The sequence below is a fragment of the Mycobacterium asiaticum genome (assembly GCF_001673315.1).
GTDB lineage: Bacteria > Actinomycetota > Actinomycetes > Mycobacteriales > Mycobacteriaceae > Mycobacterium > Mycobacterium asiaticum_B.
Genome location: NZ_LZLQ01000110.1, coordinates 20,448 through 43,948, shown reverse-complemented (window position 1 = coordinate 43,948; position 23,501 = coordinate 20,448). Strand labels below are relative to the sequence as shown.

Sequence of the window (23,501 nt, the reverse complement as noted above, 5' to 3'; positions counted from 1 at the left end):
GCGAAAATCCGCAACCCGCACAGCCAGGCGTCACCTGCCGGGCACCGGCATGACGACGACGGTACCGCCCGCCCCGGACCCCTCGGCGAACGCGCCGACTGGTGGTGGTACACGCCGTTCGAACCCCGGCCACCAGCTGATATGTAGACAACTCTGTCAAGCGGCGCGGCCGCCTCTATGCGCCGCTTTGCGTCCCCGCGAGTCCGTGCGGTGAAGGTGTCGGTCCGCGACGCGGACAGACTGATGTATGCAGGTTTGGCCACCGCAGCAGGAGGTTTCGCTGGATCGCATCGGGGTGTCTGGGGTCGAGCGTCGACCCGATCGGGTCTGCGCATAGTTGGGTCGCGGGCCGATCCACGTGCTGAAACAACTTTCGTAGCGTTCCGCACGGTTTTGCGCTGACTATCAAAAGTGATTTTCAATCATCTTTCGGATATCCGTGCCAAGCCACTTCGTCAGTTGATCGCAATGGCTGCGGATGAAGAAATGATCGCCGGGCATGGTCACGGCTTCGAACGACCCGGCGGTCACTTCCCGCCAGCGAGGAAGTTCAGCCTGGTCAAAAGTGCGGTCGTCCGCGCCGCCCAGCGCTGTGATGGGGCAGGGTAACGGCGGTTCCTGACGGTAGACGTAGTTCTCGCAGGCGGCCAGGTCCGCGCGCACGATCGGCAGCAGGAGTTCCATGAGTTCTGCGTTGTCCAGCAACTCCTTGGGGGTTCCGCCGAGGTCGGTTAAGCGCCCACGCAGCTCATGGTCGGGCAGCACCGACAGATGCGAACCGCGGGCTCCGAATTGCAAGCTCACGGGGGGCCGGCTCGCCGAGGCGTAGATCTTCATTGGGAGCTGAGCGCGCCGCCGCCGCAGCTCGCGTGTCAGTTCGAAAGCCACCAGCGCGCCCATGCTGTGGCCGAATAAGGCGAACGGTCCATCGAGGTCGGCGACGATCTCCCGGGCAAGAACCCAGGCGATCTGATCAATAGCGGGTAATGGCGTCTGTCCGAAGCGACGGCCATGCCCGGGGTAGTCGACCGGCACCACCTTGACGTACGGGGGCAACCACTGACACCACTCGGCGTATACCGACGCACTCCCGGCCGCGAAGGGGAGACAAAAGAGCCGAAGCGGCGGCGGGTCCGCTCTCAAGCGGTGGACTCTTCGTGCCGCAGAGCCGCCTTGACAGACTGCGGCGCGGCCAGCCAGTACGCGAGCCGCTCCACCGTCGCCCCGTGGAGGAGCTCTTCGAGCGGCGGATGGCAGCCGAATGCCATCGCTATCCGCTCACTGACGACCATGGCCTGTATGGAATCCCCACCGCTGTCCAGCAGGCTGTCGTTGGGACCGACCGGACGACCCAGGACGTTTTCCCAAATTCGTCCGAGATGGGCGCGGGCCGCGGCGAGTGCGTCGCCGTCCTTTGCGGGGGCCGCGCGCCGAGCGGCGTAGAGGCATTGCAGCTGGGTCTCAGCCGCGAAGTCGGGCAACGGCGCCAACCCTCCTTCGGCGATAGCGCCGATGGCCTCCTCGTACGCGTCGACGATCAAGTCGACTTTTTCCTCGGAGATCATCCGCGGATCGAACTCAATGCCTACCCCGAGCGCACCCGCTTCCCTACTGAACACCGTTACCAGCGGCAGGTTCGTGTGCTCAATGATGTTGCGCCGCAACACCGACGACTTCTCGAGTGTTGGGTCATCAGGCCCGCCGGCATCCAGCTCGACGTAATTGAATGCCGTTTCGAACAGCTTTCCGACGCCGATGTCGCGCTGAATCGTACGCAATGGCACGCGGCGGTGCGGCAGTCCCTGATGCTCGGCGGCGAACATGGCACCGACAAGCTCGCGGTAATTGGGCGCGTTCAGCTTGACCCGTAGCGGAACCGTATTCAGGAACATGCCCAAAATGCTTGCGGCGTCTTCTGTCTCGGGGCGGCCATTGACGACAAGTCCGGTGACGACATCGTCGCTGGCGGCCAGTCGACCCATGACCACGATATGGGCGGCCAGCAGCGTGCTCTTGATCGATACTCGCTGCCGCCTCGCGAGCCCACGCAAGCGCGGCTCGATCGAGTTCTGGAGTTGGCGGAAAGTGACGCGAAGGCGCCTGGGTCCGGACGGAGTGGCCGGAAAAAGACTTGGCACCACGTGGTTTAACTGCTGCTGCCAGAAGGACCGCGACGGACTGCCGATCGCTTCCTGCTCGAGCATGATGAAATCGCGGAAGCGTGCCTGCAGGGGTTCACGGGCCGGAGGATGTCCGGTTGAGCGGAATGCGTCGTAGGTTGTCAGCAAATCCCGCTGCAATTCCATCACGCTCCAACCGTCAAGCAGAGCGTGGTGGAAGCTCAGACTGAGGTCGAACCGGTCATCACCGCGCAAGTGGATCACCACATCAAGCGGCGTCCGGGTCCGCCATTCGATCGGGCGGCGTGCTTCGAGCTCCATCCATTCCGTCAACGCGTTATCTTGTTCGGTTTCAGGCCGATCGGACACATCGATGACCTTCAGCGGGATTGACCCAGGCTCGTGCACTAGCTGCAGGGGCACCGAATAGGCGGATAAGTCGAATGTCGTGCACAGGATTTGGTGTCTTCTGGTGACGTCGGACAGGGCCGACCGAAACGCGTTTTCGTCCCACGGAGCCTGCACGAGGTAGTTGACTACATCGTGGTAGACGCTGGGTCCGTCGACTCGGCTGTGGAAGAGCATGCCGGCCTGCAGGGCCGAGAGCGGGTAGGCATCCTTCACATCCGACGGAAAAGCGCCCTCGGAGCCCTCCGGGATCAGCAGTTGTCGCGTGGCTCGTGCGACCTTGAGTGTTTCGCGAGGCGTTTCAGTCGGCACCAGTCCCGCCGCAAGTTCGGCGGGGGTCTGCAGCCGGAAGAGGTCTTGTACGGACACCTGCAGGCCGAGCGCCTTGGCCTTGGCTGAGAGCTGCACCGCTCGCATGGAATCGCCACCGATGTCGAAGAAATTGTCCTCCGCAGCGACCGAGGCCAGTTGCAGAACGTCGGCGAAAACGCTGCAGATCTGGTCGACTACCGGACCGATGTCCGCGGTCGATTTGCGGACGAGCCTAATCGTGGCGTTGCGGTCGATGCGGATCGTGTCATTCACATCGATTCGCATCGGGGCGTCTCGGCCGACATCCTTGGGAGCTGCTGCAGCTACCTCGGGTGGCGCAGGAGGCGTCCAATAAGCCGGCAAGGCTGCACGATTGATCTTGCCGTTGACGGTCAGGGGCAACGACTCCAGGGTGACAATCCCCGACGGCAGCATGTAATCGGGGATGCGGGCTGCTAGTGCACGGCGCGTCTCCGCAAGCGGCAATTGCTCGCCGCCGCGGGTGACGACATACACAACCAGGTGTGGCTCCCCGCCCTCGGTGCGCACCATCGCGTAACACGCCATTACGTCATCCAGGCCGAGCACCGCCGTCTCGACCTCGCCGAGTTCGATACGGAAACCGCGAAGCTGGACCTGATGGTCGAGACGGCCCAAGTACTCGATCTCGCCATCGAGTAACCGTCGACCGCTGTCACCAGACCGGTACAGGCGCTCTCCTGAACGGAACGGGTGCGCAATGAATCGCTGTGAGGTCAGTTCGGGCATCCCCAGGTAGCCCTTCGCCAAACCCGGACCGCCGACACAGATTTCGCCCGGCACACCGTAGGGCACCAGGTTGCCTTCGGGATCGATGAGTAGGCACTCCAGGTCCGGTATGGGGCGACCGATGATGGAGCTGTGCGCACCGAGGATGTCCCCCCGCGTCAGCCGACGGAACGTGACGTGCACTGTTGTCTCGGTGATGCCGTACATGTTGATCAGCTCGGGATTCGAATCACCGTGCGCTTTGATCCAGGGGATCAGATCGGCGAAAGTCAACATCTCCCCGCCGAAGATGACATAGCGGAGGAACAGGGTGCTCGGATCGTCCGCGTCGGCGTCACGCACCAACCGGAACGCCGATGGCGTTTGGTTGAGCACGGTTATCCGCTCAGCGGAAAGCAATTCGCGGAAGGCGGCAGGGTTGCGGCTCACCAGGTATGGCACGACCACGACGCACCCACCGTGCAGCAGCGCTCCCCACAGTTCCCACACTGAGAAATCGAACGCTATCGAGTGGAACATCGTCCACCGATCGTCGCTGGTGAACTCGAAGAGCTGGTCAGTCGCGGTGAACAACCGCATCACGTTCTGGTGGGTCACTGCAACGCCTTTGGGGCGACCCGTCGAACCCGATGTGTAGATCACGTAGGCGGTGTCTTCGGCATCGACGTCGGTGTCCGGGAGGTCCGGTACGGGGTCGAGGGCAGAATTGACCGCGCTGATCACATCAATCTCGATAGTCGGCGCCTCGCACTCTGCCACCACATGTCGCAGGGCAGATTCAGTGACAATCACCGTAGGGCGGCAGTCGTCCAAGACGAGTTGGACTCGGGAGGCCGGCCAACTCGGGTCGATTGGTACGTAGGCGGAGCCGGTCTTCAAAATGGCCAGGACCGCGATAGGTATGCGTTCCGTGCGTTCCAAAAGCAGGGCTACTTTGTCGCCGCGCACGACGCCCTTGGTCATCAGTAACCCCGCTAAGGCCGTCGCCTCGCGGTCTAGCTCAGCGAACGTAAGGCTCACCGGTTCGGGCCCGGCAAACTTCACGGCCTCCGCGCCGGGGCGCATCTTCAGCTGCGCCGCAAACGCACGATGCAGTGTGGGGTGCTCGGGTGGATAAGCTTGGCGCGCATCGACATTCCGCAATTCCGCAGCCTCGGCGTCGGTCAACATTGCGAATCGCTCCAACGGAACATCCGGTTCGGACAATCCTGCTGCCAACAAGGTCACCAGGTGAGCGCCCATCCGCTCGATGGTTTCCGCATCCCACAACGCCGTGCTGAAGTCGAAGACGAGCTGCAACTCGCCTCCAACGTCACACGTGTCTGATTCCAGACTCAGACCCAGCTTGAACAGAGCTCGCCCCGGATCATGCGGTACGGGGCTGACCTGCAAGCCGTTCAGGTTCGGACCCCATGCGCCGGGAATTTCCGGTACGAACGAAACCTCGATCAGCTGGGCTCCCTTGGGCATGCGTGAGCCGAATCGCTCGACCAGGTCATCGAATGACATGTCGGTGTGGGTGTAAGCCTCGGACAAACGCTCCGCCGTGCGAGTGGCGTGCGCTTGAAGGGTTAGTCCGGACGCGAGGTCGGCCCGAATCGGTACGAGGTCAGAGAAGTACCCGATAGGCGGCACCGGCATTTCGGTCGGCCGATTCGGCACCGGCACGCCGACAACCACCGTTTCTTGGTTGGTGTAACGGCGCAGCAGATATTGCCACATTGCCAGGATGATCGTGGAGCGGTCTATGTCTGTCCTGGTGGCAAAATCGTCGAGTTGTGCTCGGACATGATCTGCTAACCGCGTAGTGACTCTGGCGCCCTGCAGGGACGGCCTGATCAGCGGGGGCCGGTCGGTGGGCAACTCGAGCCGGGCCGGGATACCGCGAAAGGTCTGGTCCCAATAATCCAAGCTCGCCTTCGCGACCGGATCCGATGCCCGGGCGACTTGGGCGCTGGCCAGTTCGCCCATCGTTATCTTGGTGCTGTCTCGGCGTGGCTGACGTGGATCGGCATAGAGCGCGGATAGCTCTGCGAACATCGTTGCCTCGGACCAAAAGTCGGCGACGATGTGGTGGTAGTTCATCCCCAGGATGACCCGGTCATCCTCGACCAGGATGATCAGCGCGCGAAACGGTGGATCGACCGCGATGTTGATCGGCTGGCCCGCATCGGCGTCAATCACGCGACGCCACAGCTCTTCACGGATTACGCCGTCACGGTCGCGTAGGTCGTGCATCTGCACCCGTGTGGGGCGACCGACGACCTGCACGACGCCGCGCTCTTTCTCGGGAAAGATCGTGGCAAGCCCTGGATGATGTTGGACCAGAAGGTCCAGCGCGGCCCGCAGCCGGTTGACGTCGACGTTGCCGCGCAGTTCGAAATATCGTTGCGAGCAAAGTTCTTTGCCTCCGCCGCTCATTCGGTCGAGCAACCAGATCCGGCGCTGAGCCCTGGTCAAGGGCGCCGGTTCAGCATGCCGGGCCGCCGCCGAACGGACGCGCTCGGCATACTCCTCCACGGTGCAGGCCGGGTCTTGAGCCAAAACTCTGATGGCGGAGGTGAATTCGGTTCCAAGGCGTTGCGCGGTGCGCGCGGTGAACAAATCGGAATCGTATTCAAGAAAGCCGCTCAGGCTGGCGCCGTCGTCGACAAACGACGCCAGCAGGTCGAACTTGGCAGATCCAGAGTCGATGGTGACGGGCTGCACGTGCGACTCTTCGATCTGCAGCGGAATGACGTCACCGTCATACAGCGTCACAGCAGCTTGGAAAATTGGGTTCCGGGTACCGACACGTTCGGGTCGCACCACGTTGACTACTTCGGGAAATGACAAAGCGGCGTGGTCCACCACCTCGCGAATCTCGTTGCGGGTGCGCACCACCAGGTCCGCAAAAGCGGGATCATCGCCGAGCCGGCAACGCAACGCGACCATATTGGCGAAGTTGCCGATGCTGCCCTCGACGCTCGGGTGGCTGCGGCCGGCGGTCACACCCCCGACCACCATGTCACGCTGCCTGCCATAGCCGGCGATCCATGTCATGAATGCCGCGACCAGCACACTGTAGGTGGTCGCGCTCTGTTGACGGGCCAGGGTCCGTATGGCCTGCCGGTCGGCTTCGGAAAGCGAGATCCGCACCCGCGCGCCGCGGAACCGGCCGAGGACGGGCCGTGGAAGGTCCCGGGGGAGTTCGATTTCCGCGGGCGAATCATGCAGGTGGTCGCGCCAGAAGTCTTCCAGTTGAGCACGGCGGTCTGCATCCAGCAGACGGACTGTCCAATCGACGTAATCGACGGGCTGAACATCCAACGGCGGCAGGGACTCTCCGGCGCCGAGAGCGGCATAGGCGTTGCTGACCTCTACCGGCAGCAGACCGGCGGCCGACCATCCATCCGCCGCGATGTGGTGCAAGCACCATGCGACGTAGTGGTCGTCAGCAGCAAGGCTCACTCGAAGAACACGGATGGGCAGTTCACGGAAGAGGTCGAACGGCCGAGCGGACATCTTCGCAAGCAGCTCTAAGGCGGCCGCCTCACGTCGGTCGGGGGGCGTATCGCCGAGGTCGGCGCGCTCTACCTGAATCGGCCTCGGGGGCAGAATACTTTGAACCGGCTCACCCTGGCGGGACGGGAAAATGGTCCGCAGTGCTTCGTGCCGCGCCACGACTTCGCTAAACGCGGCCTCGAGCCGTTCAATGTCGACGGGACCGCGGATTCGGACCGCCTCCGGAATGTTGTACGCCGCCATAGTCGGCACGAGCTGCTGCAAATACCAAAGATTCGCCTGTACCGGCGACAACGGCAACGGTTTGCTGCGGTCTACCGGTGTGGGTCCGGCCAGGGCAACATCGTCGGTCGCCGAGCGTTGGCCGCGCCTCTCCTCGACCAAGGCGTCAACCAAGTTCAAGGTGGACGCCTCCACGAACTCCCGCATCTGCAGCGTCACCCCGGTGCGCTCCCGGAGACGCATGATGACGCGCAGGGCCGCCAGCGAGTGCCCACCGATGCTGAAGAAATCTGCGTCGGGGTTGGTGATCGGTATACCGAGAATCTCTTCCCAAATTCCGGCGATGACTAGCAGCCGCGGAGGGAGAACACCGGCGCCAGCTCCGATGTCATCGAACGAAATATTCGGCAGCGCAGCAAGATCCACCTTTCCCGCCGGGGTGCGCGGAAGGGAATCGAGCACGATGATCGCCGCAGGCACCATGCTGGTAGGCAGTTTGTCACGGGCGTATTCGAGAGCGGACGCAGAGTCGAGTGTCTCGTGGTCCATACCGCCGACGAGGTAGGCGACGAGCGCCTTCTCACCGGGCGCGCGGTCTCGAACGTCGACTACTGCCTGCTGCACGCCGGGGTGCCCACACAGGACACGTTCAATCTCACCGGGTTCGATTCGAACACCGTTGACCTTCAATTGCCGGTCCATCCGCCCCAGGAACTCCACGGTCCCATCGGGACGCTGACGTACCCGGTCACCGGTGCGATAGATCCGGCTACCTGGACCCGGTGTGCGAACATCTCGACGGAATTTCTGGGCGGTGAGCGCGGGAACGCCCATGTAACCCAGTGCAACTCCAGCGCCTCCGATCCACAGCTCGCCCGGTTCACCCTCGACCGCAAGGTCACCCTCGGCGTCGACAATGTATAACCGGGCATTCGCGATGGGACGACCAATCGGAGCCCAGGACGCTTCGTCGTCGAGGTTGACGCGCCAATAGAGGGCATCGATCGCCGCCTCTGTCGGCCCGTAGAGGTTCACCAGTTCGGTATTCGGCAGCACTTCGGCGAATCGCCGTGCCAAAGCGAGAGATAGCGGCTCGCCACCGCAGAACACGTACCGGAGGCTTCCGCACTGGTTGAATCCGGGCTCGTCGAGCAGCACGTCGAGTTGTGATGGCACGATCTGCAGCACCGTGATGCCGAACTGTTGCACGTGCTCGACGATCGTCAGCGGGTTCCACTCCCGTTGAGCTGGGCTCATGAAAACCAGGCGGGCGCCCGAGACGAGCGGCCCGAATATTTCCCACATGAAGATGTCGAAACCCGGCGAGGCGCTCTGCAGGATCGCGTCATCGGCGCCGAGGCCAAACTCGTCGCGTCGCCACAAGAGCTCGTTCGCGAACGAGCAGTGCGAATTCAGCACCCCTTTGGGTCGGCCCGTGGAGCCGGACGTGAAGTTGAGGTACGACGGGGCATCGGGATCTGTGTTCGCGGAGTAAAGGGCCACCTCGCCGATGCCGTCCACTTGGATCAACTCCGGGGCATCTGGGGGGAGGATGCCGCGAGTGTCGTTGTCCACGATCACGCACCGGGCACCCGAGTCGGCCAGCATCCCGGTCACCCGACTGAGCGGGTGGGCCGGGTTCAGAATGAGTAATACGGCGCCGGCCTGCTGGACGGCAAGGGAGGCGATGGCGACGTGAACGGTGTTGCTCAGGAAGACACCGACAACGTCACCGCCCAAGACGCCGAGCTCGGCTAGGCGACCGGCGAGGGCGTCGGCATGGTTGCCGAGCTCGGCGTAGGTAATTCGCACTGGCCCTTCACATTCGAGCGCCACGGCATCAGGTGCACGCTCGATCTGCGAAAAGACGAGACCATGAACTGTCTGGCGATATCCCGGGCGCTCCGGCCCGATGATCGGCAGGCCGGGGCCGTTCGGTCGATTGCGCGGCCGCAGGATCGCGTCGGGGGCCGTGCCTCTCTCGGCCAGCATCTCGTCCAGCGTTCCGACCGTTTCGGCATAGGTGGGAAGTACCTGATCGAAACCTTCTTCCAACCTCAAAGAGGTTGCCGCACGAACCCTTTCGCTGTGCCAGGCGCTTTCGATGAATGTCATCGCCGCAGACCCCGGCCCGACGGCCGCCTCGAAGATCGCCCAGATGCAGAACCAGCCGAGATTGTAGAAGGCGTTGACCGAATTATCCTGAACCAGCTCCTGCGCTGAGGCCCGTAGTCTGCTGGCCAAGTCCTCGTCCGGAGTGCGTTCGGCAATCCACGTATAAACGGTGTCGGAACGGGCTGCGAGTCTTGCGCCCAGCTCGGTCAGCAGCGCCTCGGAGGGACCCTCTCCGATACGCAAGAAGCGCGCGTCGCGCATCAATGAAGAGACCTGGTTGCCTTCGACGTAGCCACGCCAGCCCAGCATTTGCACGGCGTCGTCCGCGGCCCGGAACGCAAATTCCGAGGACGCGACCTTCAGCGCCAACGAAATATCTTGCGGCGCATCGGGATCGGCCGCGACATCGCTCAGCAACGCGTCGACGGCCGTGATCTCTGACGTGATGCGCGATAATCTTCGCACTACCTCGGGATCGGCGAGGAGGCGGCCGGTGGCAACCTCGCGCCGGGAGGCAAAGCGGTACATGATTTGCATGCAGCGCTTCATCACGCCCAGTGAGATCGCTCCGGTACAGATCCGCCCAACGCGCAGACCCGTTCCGACGACATCCAGGCCGTCACCGATCTCACCGAGAATCTGCCATGGCGCCACCCGGACGGCGTCGAAGCGGATCGCCGAAACCGGCACCGACTGGAGACCGAGGGTGTCCTCGCGCTGAAGAACTCTCACACCCGGACTGTCTGCCGGTACCACCACCGTGGTCAGCGCGGCGCCTTCGTCTGTGCTGAACGGGACTAGGACCACAAACAGTCCGGCCCACTCGGCGCCGGTGATACATGACTTCACGGCATGGATCACCCAGTCGTCCCCGTCCCGGGTCGCCGTGCTCGCGAGTAACCGCGGATTAGAGCTCGAGACATCAGACTCGGTGATGGCGAGGGTTCCGACCGTACTGCCCGACAACAGTTCATCTAAATACCGCTGTCGCAACGCTTCCCGCCCATACAACAGGACGGACTGCACCGCAGCGTGATGGACCGTCAAAGCCGCGGCACGGCCGACATCGGTGCCAGCAATCCGCTCGACTACCGGCAGGAATCCTTCGAGATCAATCGTTGAACGCTGCGGCGAGGTCGAGACACGCCAAAAACTCTGTCCATCGTCAAGCTCGCCGAGGGGCCCGATGGGGACTTCGCCCCCACCCGCCGCGTCCAAGCGGCTATTCACCGGGGAAGCGCCATCTCCTGGGACAGGTTTTCTGGTGGATTCAGTTGTAATGAGACCTACCTCAGCTCGCATGTCCTGGCCAACCCGTGGCCGCCATCAAATGCCGCGCTCGATCATGTGCTACTTCGCGCAGTAGTTTAGGCCCTTGGCTTGCGAGCAACTGCAAAATGGTTCAGCGATGTATTTGTATTGAGTATGAATCGTGACATCGTGACGCAGCATGGCATGCACTAGTCAGGTAATCCCTAATCACGGCACTAGGCGTGCGCTGGTTAAACACGCCGCTACGGTCCGGTTGGGTGGGCGGTGATCACTGGTTCTAAGTCGGATCGGGCTCACCGCGTCTGCGCGACTTCCGGGGCGCATCCCTGCCCGGTGACGCCGTTTTTCAGACATGATTGCGCATAAACCCAGTTCACCGGGTTGTGCCGCATACCACGGGTGACCGCTGGGGCTGGGCATCGGGACCGTCGGAGCGCTGGAATGGGCGCCTAACGACTGTCTGCGGAGCTCTGAGAAGCCGATCCAGAAAACTCCGCGAGTTCGAACGCAGCTCTCAAGGTTATTAGGAGAGCGTGCATCCGCTGGACGAATACTTCTTAGCCGACTACCTAGCGACGGTCGGTTCCGGCTGCTACTGTTTGCGTGGCTTTCGCCGCCACGCCTCGAACTTGCAAGCACAGTGAGAAACGCGTCCGGGTCCTTCTCGACGGGATGGTCGATAGAAGTTCCGCGCCAAGAGTTTCGATGCAGAACTTCCCGACGAAGGAGAATTCTGGATGAATGTTCAGTGGCCTGAAGAACTCGAGGAAGTGCTGGCCGGCGATCAAGTGTTGGCGATGGCCTCCGTCACCCCCGCGCGAGGTGTGGTGGTGACTCCGATGACCAACTTCGGACCACACGACCGGAGCACTGGAACGGCAAGAGTCAACAGCTCGGCGAGCGCCAACAAAAAGCTGGATCGTACTCGGCGGAACCCGAACGTGGCCTTGGCCTTTCACACCCGGCATTTCAGCACAGCAAGCAGCAGGCAGTACGTCCTCGTGCAGGGCACCGCGACCATCGGAGAGCCGATCGAGAACTATCCGGCCACTTTGGGCGAGCGCTGGAAGGAGAAGGAGGGTCCCCTCCCCAACGCCGTCTGGCGTCGTTGGCTGAGGATCTACTACACGCGCCTGTCAGTAGACATAGCGGTGCGGCGCATCATTGTGTGGCCAGACCTACGGGCCGGCGGCGAACCGACCATCATCGGTGAAGCCCTCAGTCCTCCGCCATCGTCACAGCGCCCGCCCGCCGGCGGGACCGCGGCCCGCGTCGATTGCGACCGCGTCGCCAAGGCGGCAGGCAAACTGGAGAATTTGCTTCTCGGTTGGGTCGGAGATGACGGGCTGCCTGTGGTCGTGCCGGTGAGCGTTAGCACTTCGGGCGGAGACGGCAGCGCTGTGCGACTCGATGCCGCCGCTGCGATTCTTCCACCGGGGTGCCGACGTGCCGGGCTGACCGCACACGAATTCAGTTGTCATCCCACCAGCGAACATGAGCGGCTTTATACCGGTTGGCTGGAAGTCGATGACAGTGGGTGCACCGCCAACTACTACCCGCACACTGATTTCGGCTTTTACATTCCGCCGTCAACGCTGCTGTACCGGTTGGCGATGGGCTTCTTTACCCGGCGGGCGGTGCGTAGCGCGCCGCATAAAATAAATGCTGGATGAATGAGATCGGACGGGACGGGTTTCACGCGCTGTGATGCCGGTGTTCGCCCGGTCCGGCTAGCGCGACCCCTCGGCTTGGTGTTTGAGGGGCCTGTCGCGCGTCAGAAGCAATTTGTATGGATTGGCGACGGGATCTTCGAAATCCCTTGAGCCGTTGCGATCGGTAACCTAGGCTGCAATTGCGTCACGCATTTGGAAGTGGTTGTCGCGCAATCATCCTCATTGCAACGCGGAGGCCGAACATTCGATGGTTCCTGGACGGTGCCAAAAGCTCGGAGGAGGCACTGCGGCATTCGATTCACAGCTTGTGTTATTTGGCCCAGACGGCGGCAGCAATTGTGGATAGCGCGTTGTTGAGTGTCGCCACGATGAATGACTCCCGATCATGAACGCTCACGTGGTGACGCGTGACATGGGTAATCCGATTGTCAAGCAACTGAGCGCGGACGGTTTTGAGGACGCGGTACAGATCGGCCGAGGTGGTTTCGGTGTGGTCTACCGCTGTACGCAGGTCGAGTTGGATCGCCTGGTGGCGGTGAAAATCTTGACCATTGACCTTGACGAGAACCGTCCCCGGTTTGAGCGCGAGCAACGGGCGATGGCCAAATTGACGGGCCACCCCAACATTGCCGCGGTGCTCCAAGTCGGCGAAACCTACGACGGTTACCCGTATTTGGTCATGCCGTTCTACCGCCACGATTGCCTGCAGACCGAAATCGACCGGTTGGGCCGGTTATCGGCAGAAGACACGCTGCGAGTCGGCGTCAAGATCGCCGGAGCATTGGAGTCGGCGCACCGGTTGCAGATCGTGCACCGCGATGTAAAACCCGCCAACGTAATGGTCACCGACTACGGCGAACCAGCCCTGACGGACTTCGGCATCGCACATATGTCGGGTGCCTTCAAGACCGAGTCGGGCGTCTTCACCGGCTCACCGGGATTCACCGCCCCCGAGTTGATCCAGGGCGAGCCCCCTGATCCGGCCTCCGACGTCTACGGTTTGGGCGCGACCCTGTATTGCGCGCTGAGTGGCCGCGACCCGTACGCCCGTCGAAGCGGCGAATCCGTTGTCGCCCAACTGATGCGCATCACCACCGAACCGGTACCCAGGCTGACCGACTTGGACATCGACGCGGACGCTGACGTGGCGGCGGTCATCCACACGGCGCTTGCTACGAACCCGCAGAATCGGCCGTCGGCGGCCGAATTCGGTGAAGCGCTGCAAGACCTGCAGACTTATCTGGGGCTGCCCGCGGATGAGATGGCATTGCGCGGCACCGCGCGGCCGGCCCGGACTGGTGCCCGCTCGGCAGCACAGCCGTCGGCGCGTCGAAGCCGAGGCAATCTTCCCGCGCCGTTGGCCGGTTTCGTTGGGCGCCAAGCCGAGCTTGGTGAACTAGGCGGCCTACTTTCGACGTCGCGGCTGGTGACCCTCGCCGGAACTGGCGGAGTCGGCAAGACCACCCTTGCCCTGCAGGCCGCCCGCGAGCAGGTGCCGTTATTCGACGACGGCGTATGGCTGGTGGAATTCGGCGACCTCAGCGACGGGGCGCTGCTCCCCGGCGTCGCCGCAGCCGCCCTGGGCATCCATAACCGAGCGGCCACACCGTTGGTCGATGTGATGGTGGAGAACTTCGCCGATCGTGCGGCGCTGGTGGTGTTCGACAACTGCGAACAGGTCATTGACGCTGCGGCACAGCTCATTGAAAACCTCCTGGAGGGTTGCCCACGACTGCGGATTCTGGCGACCAGCCGCGAGGTTTTGGGCATCGCCGGCGAAGCCGTCCTGCCGCTGGCTCCACTGTCCTACCCGGAAGCTGACTCGGTGCCCAACCGCAGCAAGCTGGCCCGATATGACGCGGTGACGTTGTTCGTCGAGCGTGCCCGCGCCGCCGCGCCGCGCTTCACGCTCACCCAGCACAATGCCGCAGCGGTCGTACAGATCTGTGCCCAACTCGACGGCCTGCCCCTGGCGATCGAGCTCGCCGCGGCACGATTGCGGGTCATGGCGGTCGAACATATCGCCGATCGCCTCTCAGACCGCTTGAAGCTGCTCACCCGCGGCAGGCGCGGCGCACCCGCCCGCCAGCAGACGTTGAGTATGTGCATCGGATGGAGCTATGACCGGTGCACGCCGCAAGAACAACTACTGTGGGCCCGGCTTTCGGTGTTCGCCGGGAGCTTCGAACTGGATGCCGCGCGAGAGATCTGCGCCCACAACATGTCGTCCGAAGATCTGCTGGATGAACTATGCGCGTTGGTGGACAAGTCGATCCTCATCCGCCAGGAAGTCGACGGGGTGGTCCGCTTTAAATTGCTGGCCACGCTGCGCGAGTACGGGCAAGCCCGTATCAGTACCTCCGAGGAATACCAGCGGTTACAAAAGAATCACTTGGACTGGTACCAAAAACTGCTGGCCCAAGCAAAGGCCGAGTTCTTCAGCAAGCACCAAGTCCGCTGGATCCACCGAATCCGGCGAGAGATGACCAATCTGCAAGAAGCTCTGCAATTCGCGGTGGGGAATGCTCCGTCGGAGGTGCTGGAGATGGCGACCGCCATGCGCCACGTCTGGGCAGCCACCGGGATGCTCCAAGAAGAACGTCGATGGTTGGAGCTGGCATTGAGTGCCACGCCCTCCGACGCAACTCCGCAGCGCATCGACGCGTTTGCCGCCCTTGCGATGGTCGCGAATTTCCAGGCGGAGTGGTCGACCGCGGCAACGTGCAGTATGCAGGCCCGCGCACTCCTCGCCGTGATGCCTTACCCCGTGGCAGAGGGCTTCGTTGATTGCGCCGAGGGGTTCGGCGCCCTGCTGCGCGGGGAAATCGAGCAAGCGCAAACCCTTTTCGAATACGCGATGGCCATCACTGACGACTTCCAGGTCCAGACCCTCGCCATGATGATGATGTCGTGGCGGTTCTCCGTTGCTGGTGACGCCCAACGCGCCCTCGATTGGGCGGAGAAGGCGCTTGCACTGGCAGAGCCGGTTCACGAAGCGGTGAACCGGTCATACGTGCTGGGCGCTGTCGGGATCAGCCGCCTGGCTCTGGGCGACGTGCAGACCGCCGAGCGCGTGCTCATCGAAGGCCTGCGGTTGTGCCGGTTGACCGACGCGTACTGGACCGGTGCCCAGTTCCTGGAAGGGTTGGCGTGGGTTGCAGCCGCAAATCACAATCCGCGACGTGCCGTGGTTTTGTTGGCCGCGTCGGCGGCGGTCAGCCGCGCTTGCGGTATGGGTACCACCACCATCGCTTTTGCGGGACTGTTCCACGAGCAATGCGAACGTCAAGCACGCCAGCAGCTATCGGCTAGCGAATTCGAAAGCGCCTCAATGGAGGGTGACTCGCTGAACTTCGACGAGGCAACCGCCTTCGCATTGCAGGAGACGTAGAAGCACGTGCCCCAGGGCTGAATATTTCCTCCCGCATCGGCAGCTGGTGATTCCAGCCCAGGCGACACCGACCCATCCTGAATCAAAACGCCTGGGACAGTTCAGTTCTCACCCACGTAGCCAGCGTTTCAGCGGCGTCGAGGTACCGACCACGCCGCCGTAGAGACCGCGGCGTGTCTTCTCGACTTCTTCGATCACCTCCATGGCCTGCAGCGTGCGCAGCGGATCACCGCCAGCAGGAGGGCCCCAGCAAAACCGACAGAAAGCTCTGTGCTGATTGGGCTTTGCCCCCGCTGAGCATCCTGTGGGTACCGTGGGCGTCGCGTTTGTAAGCGGGTTGAAAATGCCCGCGCAGGTCCGCATCGCCTGGACACCGGTGCCCCCGAAAGCACGCCGCACACACTCCGCGAATGGCGCCGTTTACGCACCTGTTACGTCTAAACTGCTCGCAGGGTTGACACGCCGCACTAACTCAATGAACGGAGTGATTCCGGGGTGCACCGGATCTTGCTGATGATGCTGGCGGTAGCCGTGCTGACCGCGCCGCCCGCACTGGCAATCACACCGCCTCCCATCGATCCCGGAGCGCTTCCACCGGATGTCACTGGCCCCGACCAGCCCACCGAGCAACGGGTCCAATGCTCTGCGCCCACGGTTCTACCGGATTCGAGCTTTCATGACCCGCCGTGGAGCAACTCCTACATCGGGGTCACCGAAGCGCACAAATTCGCCACCGGCGCCGGAGTGACGGTCGCCGTCATCGACACCGGAGTCGACGCGTCACCGCGTGTGCCCGCCGAACCGGGCGGCGACTTCGTGGACCAAGCCGGCAACGGGCTGTCCGACTGCGACGCCCACGGCACCCTCACCGCGGCCATCATCGGCGGCCGGCCCGCGCCCACCGACGGGTATGTCGGCGTCGCGCCCGACGCGCGCCTGCTGTCGCTTCGTCAGACATCGGAAGCATTCGAACCCGTCGGCTCTCAGCCCAATCCGAACGACCCCAATGCCACACCGGCAGCCGGGTCGATTCGGAGCCTGGCCCGGGCCGTGGTGCACGCCGCCAACCTCGGCGCCGGCGTGATCAACATCAGCGAGGCGGCCTGTTACAAGGTGACCAGGCCGATCGACGAGGCGAGCCTGGGCGCGGCCATCGACTACGCAGTCAATGCAAAGAACGCGGTGGTCATCGTCGCCGCCGGAAACACTGGCGGCGACTGCGCGCAGAATCCGCTGCCCGACGCGGCCAACCCGTCCGATCGCCGTGGCTGGAACAAGGTGCAGACCATCGCAACCCCGGCGTGGTACGGGGACATGGTGATCACCGTGGGCGGCATCGGCCAGACCGGTGTGCCCAGCTCGTTCTCCATGCACGGCCCATGGGTAAATGTCGCGGCACCCGCTGAGAACATTGAAAGCCTCGGTGACCGCGGTGAGCCGGTGAACGCACTGCAGGGCAAGGAAGGTCCGGTTCCAATCGCCGGCACCTCGTTCGCCGCTGCCTACGTGTCCGGTCTTGCGGCCCTGGTCCGCCAACGGTTCCCCGACCTCACCCCGGCGCAGGTGATGAACCGGATCCGGTCCACTGCGCGGCACCCGGGCGGCGGCACCGACAACCTCGTCGGCGAAGGCGTCGTCAACGCCGTCGCGGCTTTGACGTGGGACATCGCTCCTGGACCGGCGACCATTCCCTACACCGTCCGACGGATGCCGCCGCCGGTCATGGCGCCCGCACCGGATCGCCGGCCGATTACGGCGGTGGCCCTGGCGGTCGGCGGACTGTTGATCGCGCTGGGGCTGGGCGCCCTGAGCGCGCGGGCGCTGAGGCGCCGATGAGCAGTCCGATCCGGTTGAAGTTCAGCACCGGACACACCTTGATCCTGGCGGTGCTGGCACCGGCGGCCATCCTGGCGTTCCTGCACACCCGCTACTGGTGGGCAGGCCTGGCGATCGTGCTGCTCGGTGCCATCATCGCCTTCGTCACCTTCTTCGGGCGTCGGATAACCGGTTGGGTGGCAACGGTATTCGCGTGGCTGCGGCGGCACCGCAAGCCACCCGACGTTCCGTCTGAGCCGGAAGTCGGCGCCACGGTGAAGCCGGGTGATCACGTGGCGGTGCGCTGGCGGCGCAGCGTCCTGATTGCCGTCATCGAACTCAAGCCGCGACCGTTCACCCCGACCGTCATCGTCGACGGACAAGCCCACACCGACGACGTGCTGGACACGCGGCTACTGCAGGAACTGCTTTCGGTGCACTGCCCCGATCTGGAGGCCGACGTGGTGTCGGCGGGCTTCCGAGTGGGCAAGACCGCGGTGCCGGATGTGGTGAATGTGTACCAGCAGATGATCGGCGCCGACCCGGCCCCGGCCAACCGTCGGACCTGGATCATGCTGCGCGCCGATCCCGAACGAACCCGGAAGTCGGCGCAGCGCCGCGACGAAGGTGTGGCGGGCATGGCCCGCTACCTGGTTGCCTCGGCCACGCGGATCGCCGACAACCTGGCCAGCCACGGTGTCGACGCGGTGTGTGGGCGCAGTTTCGACGACTACGACCACGCCACCGATATCGGCTTCGTTCGCGAAAAGTGGTCGATGATCAAGGGTCGCGACTCCTACACCGCGGCCTACACTGCCCCGGGCGGTCCCGACATGTGGTGGTCGGCGCGTGCCGACCACACCATCACACGGGTCCGGATCGCGCCGGGTCAGCCGCCGCAGACCACCGTGTTGCTGACCACTGCGGGCAAACCCAAGACGCCGCGCGGATTCTCGCGGCTGTTCGGTGGGCAGCGACCCGCCCTGACCGGACAGAACCTCGTCGCCAACCGGCACTGCCAGCTCCCGATCGGCTCGGCCGGTGTGCTGGTGGGTGAGACCGTCAACCGGTGTCGGGTGTACATGCCTTTCGACGATGTCGACGCCAGCCTCAATTTGGGTGATGCTCAGACGTTCGCCCAGTTCGTGGTGCGTTCGGCGGCAGCGGGGGGCGTCGTGACCGTGGGGCCGCACTTCGAAGAGTTCGCCCGATTGATCGGCGCGCAGGTGGGGCCGGCGGCCAAGGTGGCGTGGCCGAACGCGACGACTTATCTGGGTCCGCATGCCGGTGTCGACAAAGTCATCCTGCGGCACAACTTGATCGGCACGCCCCGGCACCGCGAATTGCCGATCCGCCGGATTTTGCCTCCCGAAGAAAGCCGCTTTCAGCTGGCGTTACCCAAGTAAGCGTTATCCAAGAATTTTGCTGCAGGAACCGCCTACTCCAGCGACGATAATGGTTAGAGCATAAGGAGGACGATCCGATATGACTCAGCCGCAATCCGTGAAGGTCGATCAGCAAGAGATTCTTTCGCGGGCCACCGAGGTCGAGGCGCCGATGGCGACGCCGCCCACCGATGTGCCTGTGGCGCCCAGTGGGATCACCACCGCCATCAACGCGACCGAGCAGATCAAACTGAACGCCGAGAACATGCAAATGTTCCTCGAGGTGGGCGCCCGTGAACGGACGCGCTTGGCGACTTCACTGCGTAACGCGGCGAGGGCCTACGGGGATGTCGACGAAGAGGGTGCGGCCGCGCTGGACAACGACGGCGGCGAGGTGGCCGGCGAGTCGGCCGGCGGCGTGGGCGGTGACGAGTCGGCCGGACTTCAGGACACACCGCAAGTAGCCGTGGCAGGCGACGACGGTTATGCGGATATGGAAGCTACGGCAAAAAAACTCGAGGCCGGAGATCAGGGAGGATCTCTCAGCAGAATGGCCGAGGGTTGGCACAAGCTGAGCTTCGCGATGCAAGGCGACATCAAGCGCTTCCGTATTTTCAAGAATTGGGAAGGCGACGCCGCCGAAGCCTGCGAGAAATCACTGGACGATCAACGGATTTGGATCGACTACATGGCGGCGAATGCCACCGCCTTGGCGCAGCAGGCAGATTATCTGGCGCAGCTGCAGGTTCGGGCCAGACAGGCGCACCCGTCGTCGGCGGCGATCGCGCTGGTCAGGGAGTCGGCTCAGGAGGGCAATAAAGACGCCATCAAGATGTACGCCGATTACCAGAAGAGGTCCGAGGAAGTGATGAACGATTACAACACCAAGGCCTCGACTCAGATCAAAGCGTTCAAGCTGGAAAAGCCGCCCAAGGCGATCAAGATCGATCCGCCGCCACCGCCGCAGACTCCGGGGCTGATCCCCACACAGGTGATGCAGGTTGCGGGCATGGCCGGCGGATCCGGCAGTGGCATGCAGCCCCCGATGATGATGCCGCCCACCGGCGGAGCCGGCGGTGGTGGCATGCCGGCCGGCGTCGGTGCCGAGCTGACCGCGGCCGGGCGCGATGCGGCCGCGAGCCTGCCGGATGGTCTGGGCGTCAAGCCGATGTCGCTGGGCGGTGGCGGCGGTGGCGGAGGTGGCATGCCGGCCATGCCGCTGGCTCCGGCGACCGGTGCCGGTCCCGGCCTCGACGGTCAGTCGATGCGACCCGCGGGGGCCGGCGACATCGCCGGGATGGGCGCTGCGGGCGCCGCGCGCGCTGGCGGGATGGCCGGCGGCGGTATGGGCATGCCGATGGGCGCTCACGGCCAGGGCGGCGGAGGCTCCAAATCCAAAGGCTCCCAACAGGATGACGAGGCGCTGTACACCGAGGACAGGGCGTGGACCGAAGCTGTTATCGGTCAGCGCCGCCGGCAAGACATGAAGGAGTCGAAGTGACCAACTCGGAATTGGATCCGCATGTCGCGGCGGCGCTGGCGTTGGCGGCGCGATTCCAGTCTGCCCTCGAAGGCACGCTCAACCAGATGAACAACGGAAACTTCCGTGGCACAGACGAATCCGAGACTGTCGAAGTGACGATCAACGGACACCAGTGGTTGACCGGTGTGCGCATCAACGATGGCCTGATCCGTGAAGTGGGTGCAGAAGTCGTGGGCGCGCGGGTCAACGAGGCCCTGCAGAACGCACAGGCGTCGGCGACCCAGTACAACTCGGCCGCCGGCGAACAACTCACCGCGGCGCTCGAAGCGATGACCAAAGCGGCCAATCCGGGATTTGCCTAAAAACTTTGTTGCTATTGAACTTTCGGCGGTACAACGCCGTCATTTGCGGTGCCCGCGGCATCGTCGAGATCGCGAAATTGCCGCACCTACCAGGCAATAACCTCAGTTAGGCTTGATAACCATGACGTCCGATAACACTCAGCGGACCCGGGTTGGCCGGGGCCGGCCCGAGAGTGGCGGCTGCGCGCCGGGCGGACGAGGAGAGTAAGCGATGGGCATTCCGAGACCGACGGGCGAATATGCCGGTCAGATGCTTGAACCCGGCGGCTGGCCGCAAGCCGACGAGGAAACCTTTTACGACCGTGCGCAGCAATACAATCAGGTACTGCGCAAAGTCACCGACGTCATGGATTCCACCCGCCGTCAACAGGTCGAGGTTTTCGACGGAGGTGTCTGGTCGGGCGGCGCCGCCAACGCAGCCAATGGCGCGCTCGGCACGAATCTGTCCGAAATGAGTACGCTGCAGGACTATCTCGCGACCGTTATCACCTGGCACCGGCATATCGGCAATTTGCTCGTCCAAGCCAAGTCCGAAATAGGCAACAATGTCGACGCTGCTCAGCGCGAAATCATCGTCCTGGAGAACGACACCGAACTCGAAGCCGAAGCACGCCAGGCCGCCATCGAGGCACTGGTTCGGGCAACCCATGAGGCCAACACGAGTTTGGTCGCCGAGACCGCGGAACAGGTTCGGGCGTCGAGGGATTGGAAGCCGCCGCACAACGCGCTCGAGGAGTTGCTGCACCAGGTGACACCGCCGACTCCGGAGGTGCCCACGGTGGTCGTTCCGACTCCGAGTGCACCTATCCCGGTGGGGCCGACCCCGACGCCGTTCGAGCCGACCCCGGCCAACCCTTACCAGCCCGTCGGTCCGGGCACACCGGTGACGCCGGTGACCCCGACCCCATTCGATCCGGTGAACCCGACCCCGGTCACCCCGATCACTCCCGTTCCGCCGCTGACGCCGGTCAGCCCGGTCACACCCGTCACCCCGATCCCGCCGTTGCCTCCGGTGACGCCGGTCAACCCGAGCCAGCCGGACCGCCCGGTCGGTCCGGTTACGCCGGTCACGCCGGTCAAGCCGAACCCGGACCAGCCGGCCAAGCCGGTCACCCCGGTGAACCCAACGCCAGCGCCCGGCCCCGCGCCGGCTCCGGTCAACCCGACCCCGACCCCTGCTCCCACCCCGGCTCCGCCCGCGCCCGGCCCGGGACCCGTCGGCCCGTCGCCGGACTTGCCGTCCCGGCCCGGGGATCCCGGCACGCCGTCCGTTCCAGGTACACCGGGGACCGAACCCGCGCACGTGAAGCCGGCCGCGGCCGTGGATGTGCCAACGCACTCCGGTCAACCGGCCGGCCCCTCCGGCGCACCCTCCCACCGTGGCGACGACGCGGCGCCGGCGATGACACCCGCAGCGGCCACCGGTATGCCCCCGGCAGCGGCGCGGGGCTCCTCGACCGGACTGGGCGGGGGGACCTCGGCCGGTGCGAGCCCGAATGCCGGTGCGGCCGCTGCGCCCAGCGCCGGCACCCGTGCCGCGGGTGGCAGGGCGCCGTTGGGTGCGGCTGGTAGGGCACCTGCCGGCGTCTCGCCCAAGGCGGCGTCGGCGCGCACCGCACCGCCGGCCCGGCACAATGCTCCCGACCGGGGTGCCCAAGACGCCCAAGACCCCCAAAAGGACAAGCCCGGTTCCGCGGACGACGTGACGGCGTTGCCGTCGGTCCCGGTTTCGGCGGCACGGGCGGCGCGGGACGCAATGGCTGCGGCGTCGGGTGCCGGCGGCGCCAAGAAAGACCCGCTGCGCCTGGCGCGACGGATCGCGGCCGCACTCAACGCCCGGGACAGCGGTGGCGACGACGACTACGGGTTCTTCTGGGTTACCGCAGTCACCACCGACGGCGAGATCGTCGTCGCCAACAGCTACGGGTTGGCCTACATCCCCGAAGGCGTCCAACTGCCCGCCAAAGTGTTCATGGCCAGCGCCGACCGCAACGTCCCGGTCGACGAACGGGCCCGCAGCGCCACCTACCCGGTGATTGCCGTGCAGACCTGGGCCGCGTACCACGATCTGAAGCTGCGCGCGGTGATCGGCACCGCGGAGCAGTTGGCGAATTCCGATCCTGGCGTGACGAAGATCGTGTTGGAGGACGACGACATCCCTGACACCGGCAGGATGGTCGGCCGGCCGAGGCTCGAGGTGGTGGACCCGGCGGCGGCTGCCCAGCTCGCCGAAACCGACGATTTGCACCTGGTGGACCTGCTAGCGCCGGCCCCTGCCGACGCCAATGCTCCGGACGATGAGCGCCACATGTTGTGGTTCGAGTTGATGAAGCCGATGACCAGTACGGCCACCGGACGCGAGATCGCACATCTGCGGGCATTTCACGCCTACGCCGCACACAGCCAGGATCTGGCTCTGCACAAGGCCTTTGGTGCGGCAGACGCCGAGGTGCAACGTCCGGCTGTCGAAGAGTTTCTGTACTGGCGCTATGTGGCGGGGCTGCTCGACAGCGCGATTTCGCAAGCCACCTAATGGGCGGGCGGAGAAGCGGTATGGCAAACATTGTGTCGAAGGGCTCAGGTGCCTGCGCGGGGTCGTTCCGGGGCGCCGTGCGCCCTACTACGCCAAATTGGCGCCTAGGGGGTTGCGGCACGTCCGGTAAAATTTTCC

At 64.2% G+C, this 23,501-nt stretch carries 9 protein-coding genes and 1 pseudogene; 7 read left to right on the top strand and 3 right to left on the bottom strand.

From position 1 onward, the window contains the following. Window positions 1-405: 405 nt before the first annotated feature. Window positions 406-1,143 (bottom strand): thioesterase II family protein, encoded by a 738-nt coding sequence (locus A5636_RS16905; protein WP_155763859.1) that lies wholly within the window; start codon window positions 1,141-1,143, stop codon window positions 406-408. Continuing rightward, on the bottom strand, window positions 1,140-10,751 hold the full coding sequence (locus tag A5636_RS16900) for a non-ribosomal peptide synthetase (RefSeq protein ID WP_065159791.1): 9,612 nt from the start codon (window positions 10,749-10,751) through the stop codon (window positions 1,140-1,142). The genes A5636_RS16905 and A5636_RS16900 overlap by 4 nt, the downstream gene beginning before the upstream one ends. Window positions 10,752-11,458: 707 nt before the next feature. Between A5636_RS16900 and A5636_RS16895 the strand changes: the two genes are divergently transcribed. Together A5636_RS16895 and A5636_RS16890 are read left to right on the top strand one after the other, a co-directional pair. After that, a complete protein-coding gene (locus A5636_RS16895) occupies window positions 11,459-12,394 on the top strand; it encodes a pyridoxamine 5'-phosphate oxidase family protein (RefSeq protein WP_065159790.1) in 936 nt (311 codons plus the stop codon). Window positions 12,395-12,779: 385 nt separating this feature from the next. After that, window positions 12,780-15,785 (top strand): protein kinase domain-containing protein, encoded by a 3,006-nt coding sequence (locus A5636_RS16890; protein WP_253900612.1) that lies wholly within the window; start codon window positions 12,780-12,782, stop codon window positions 15,783-15,785. 144 nt (window positions 15,786-15,929) lie between these two features. Here A5636_RS16890 and A5636_RS27915 read toward each other — a convergent pair. Then, window positions 15,930-15,998: pseudogene (locus A5636_RS27915) on the bottom strand (hypothetical protein); the annotation flags it as partial. A 282-nt stretch (window positions 15,999-16,280) separates the two neighbouring features. Between A5636_RS27915 and mycP the strand changes: the two are divergent. From mycP to A5636_RS16865, 5 genes are all read left to right on the top strand, one after another. Further along, window positions 16,281-17,621, top strand: a complete 1,341-nt coding sequence (gene mycP, locus A5636_RS16885) for a type VII secretion-associated serine protease mycosin (protein ID WP_065159789.1) — start codon at window positions 16,281-16,283, stop codon at window positions 17,619-17,621. Beyond that, window positions 17,618-19,006, top strand: coding sequence for a type VII secretion protein EccE (gene eccE, locus A5636_RS16880; protein ID WP_065159788.1), 1,389 nt, complete (start codon window positions 17,618-17,620; stop codon window positions 19,004-19,006). The genes mycP and eccE overlap by 4 nt, the downstream gene beginning before the upstream one ends. Window positions 19,007-19,085: 79 nt before the next feature. Then, complete coding sequence (locus A5636_RS16875) at window positions 19,086-20,486, top strand: PPE domain-containing protein (protein WP_065159787.1); 1,401 nt, start codon at window positions 19,086-19,088, stop codon at window positions 20,484-20,486. Further along, window positions 20,483-20,830: a YbaB/EbfC family nucleoid-associated protein gene (locus tag A5636_RS16870; RefSeq protein ID WP_065159786.1), complete on the top strand. Its 348-nt coding sequence runs from the start codon at window positions 20,483-20,485 to the stop codon at window positions 20,828-20,830. Before A5636_RS16875 ends, A5636_RS16870 begins: the two co-directional genes overlap by 4 nt. Before the next feature lie 211 nt (window positions 20,831-21,041). Then, window positions 21,042-23,363, top strand: a complete 2,322-nt coding sequence (locus tag A5636_RS16865) for a secretion protein EspK (protein ID WP_065159785.1) — start codon at window positions 21,042-21,044, stop codon at window positions 23,361-23,363. Window positions 23,364-23,501: the final 138 nt, after the last annotated feature.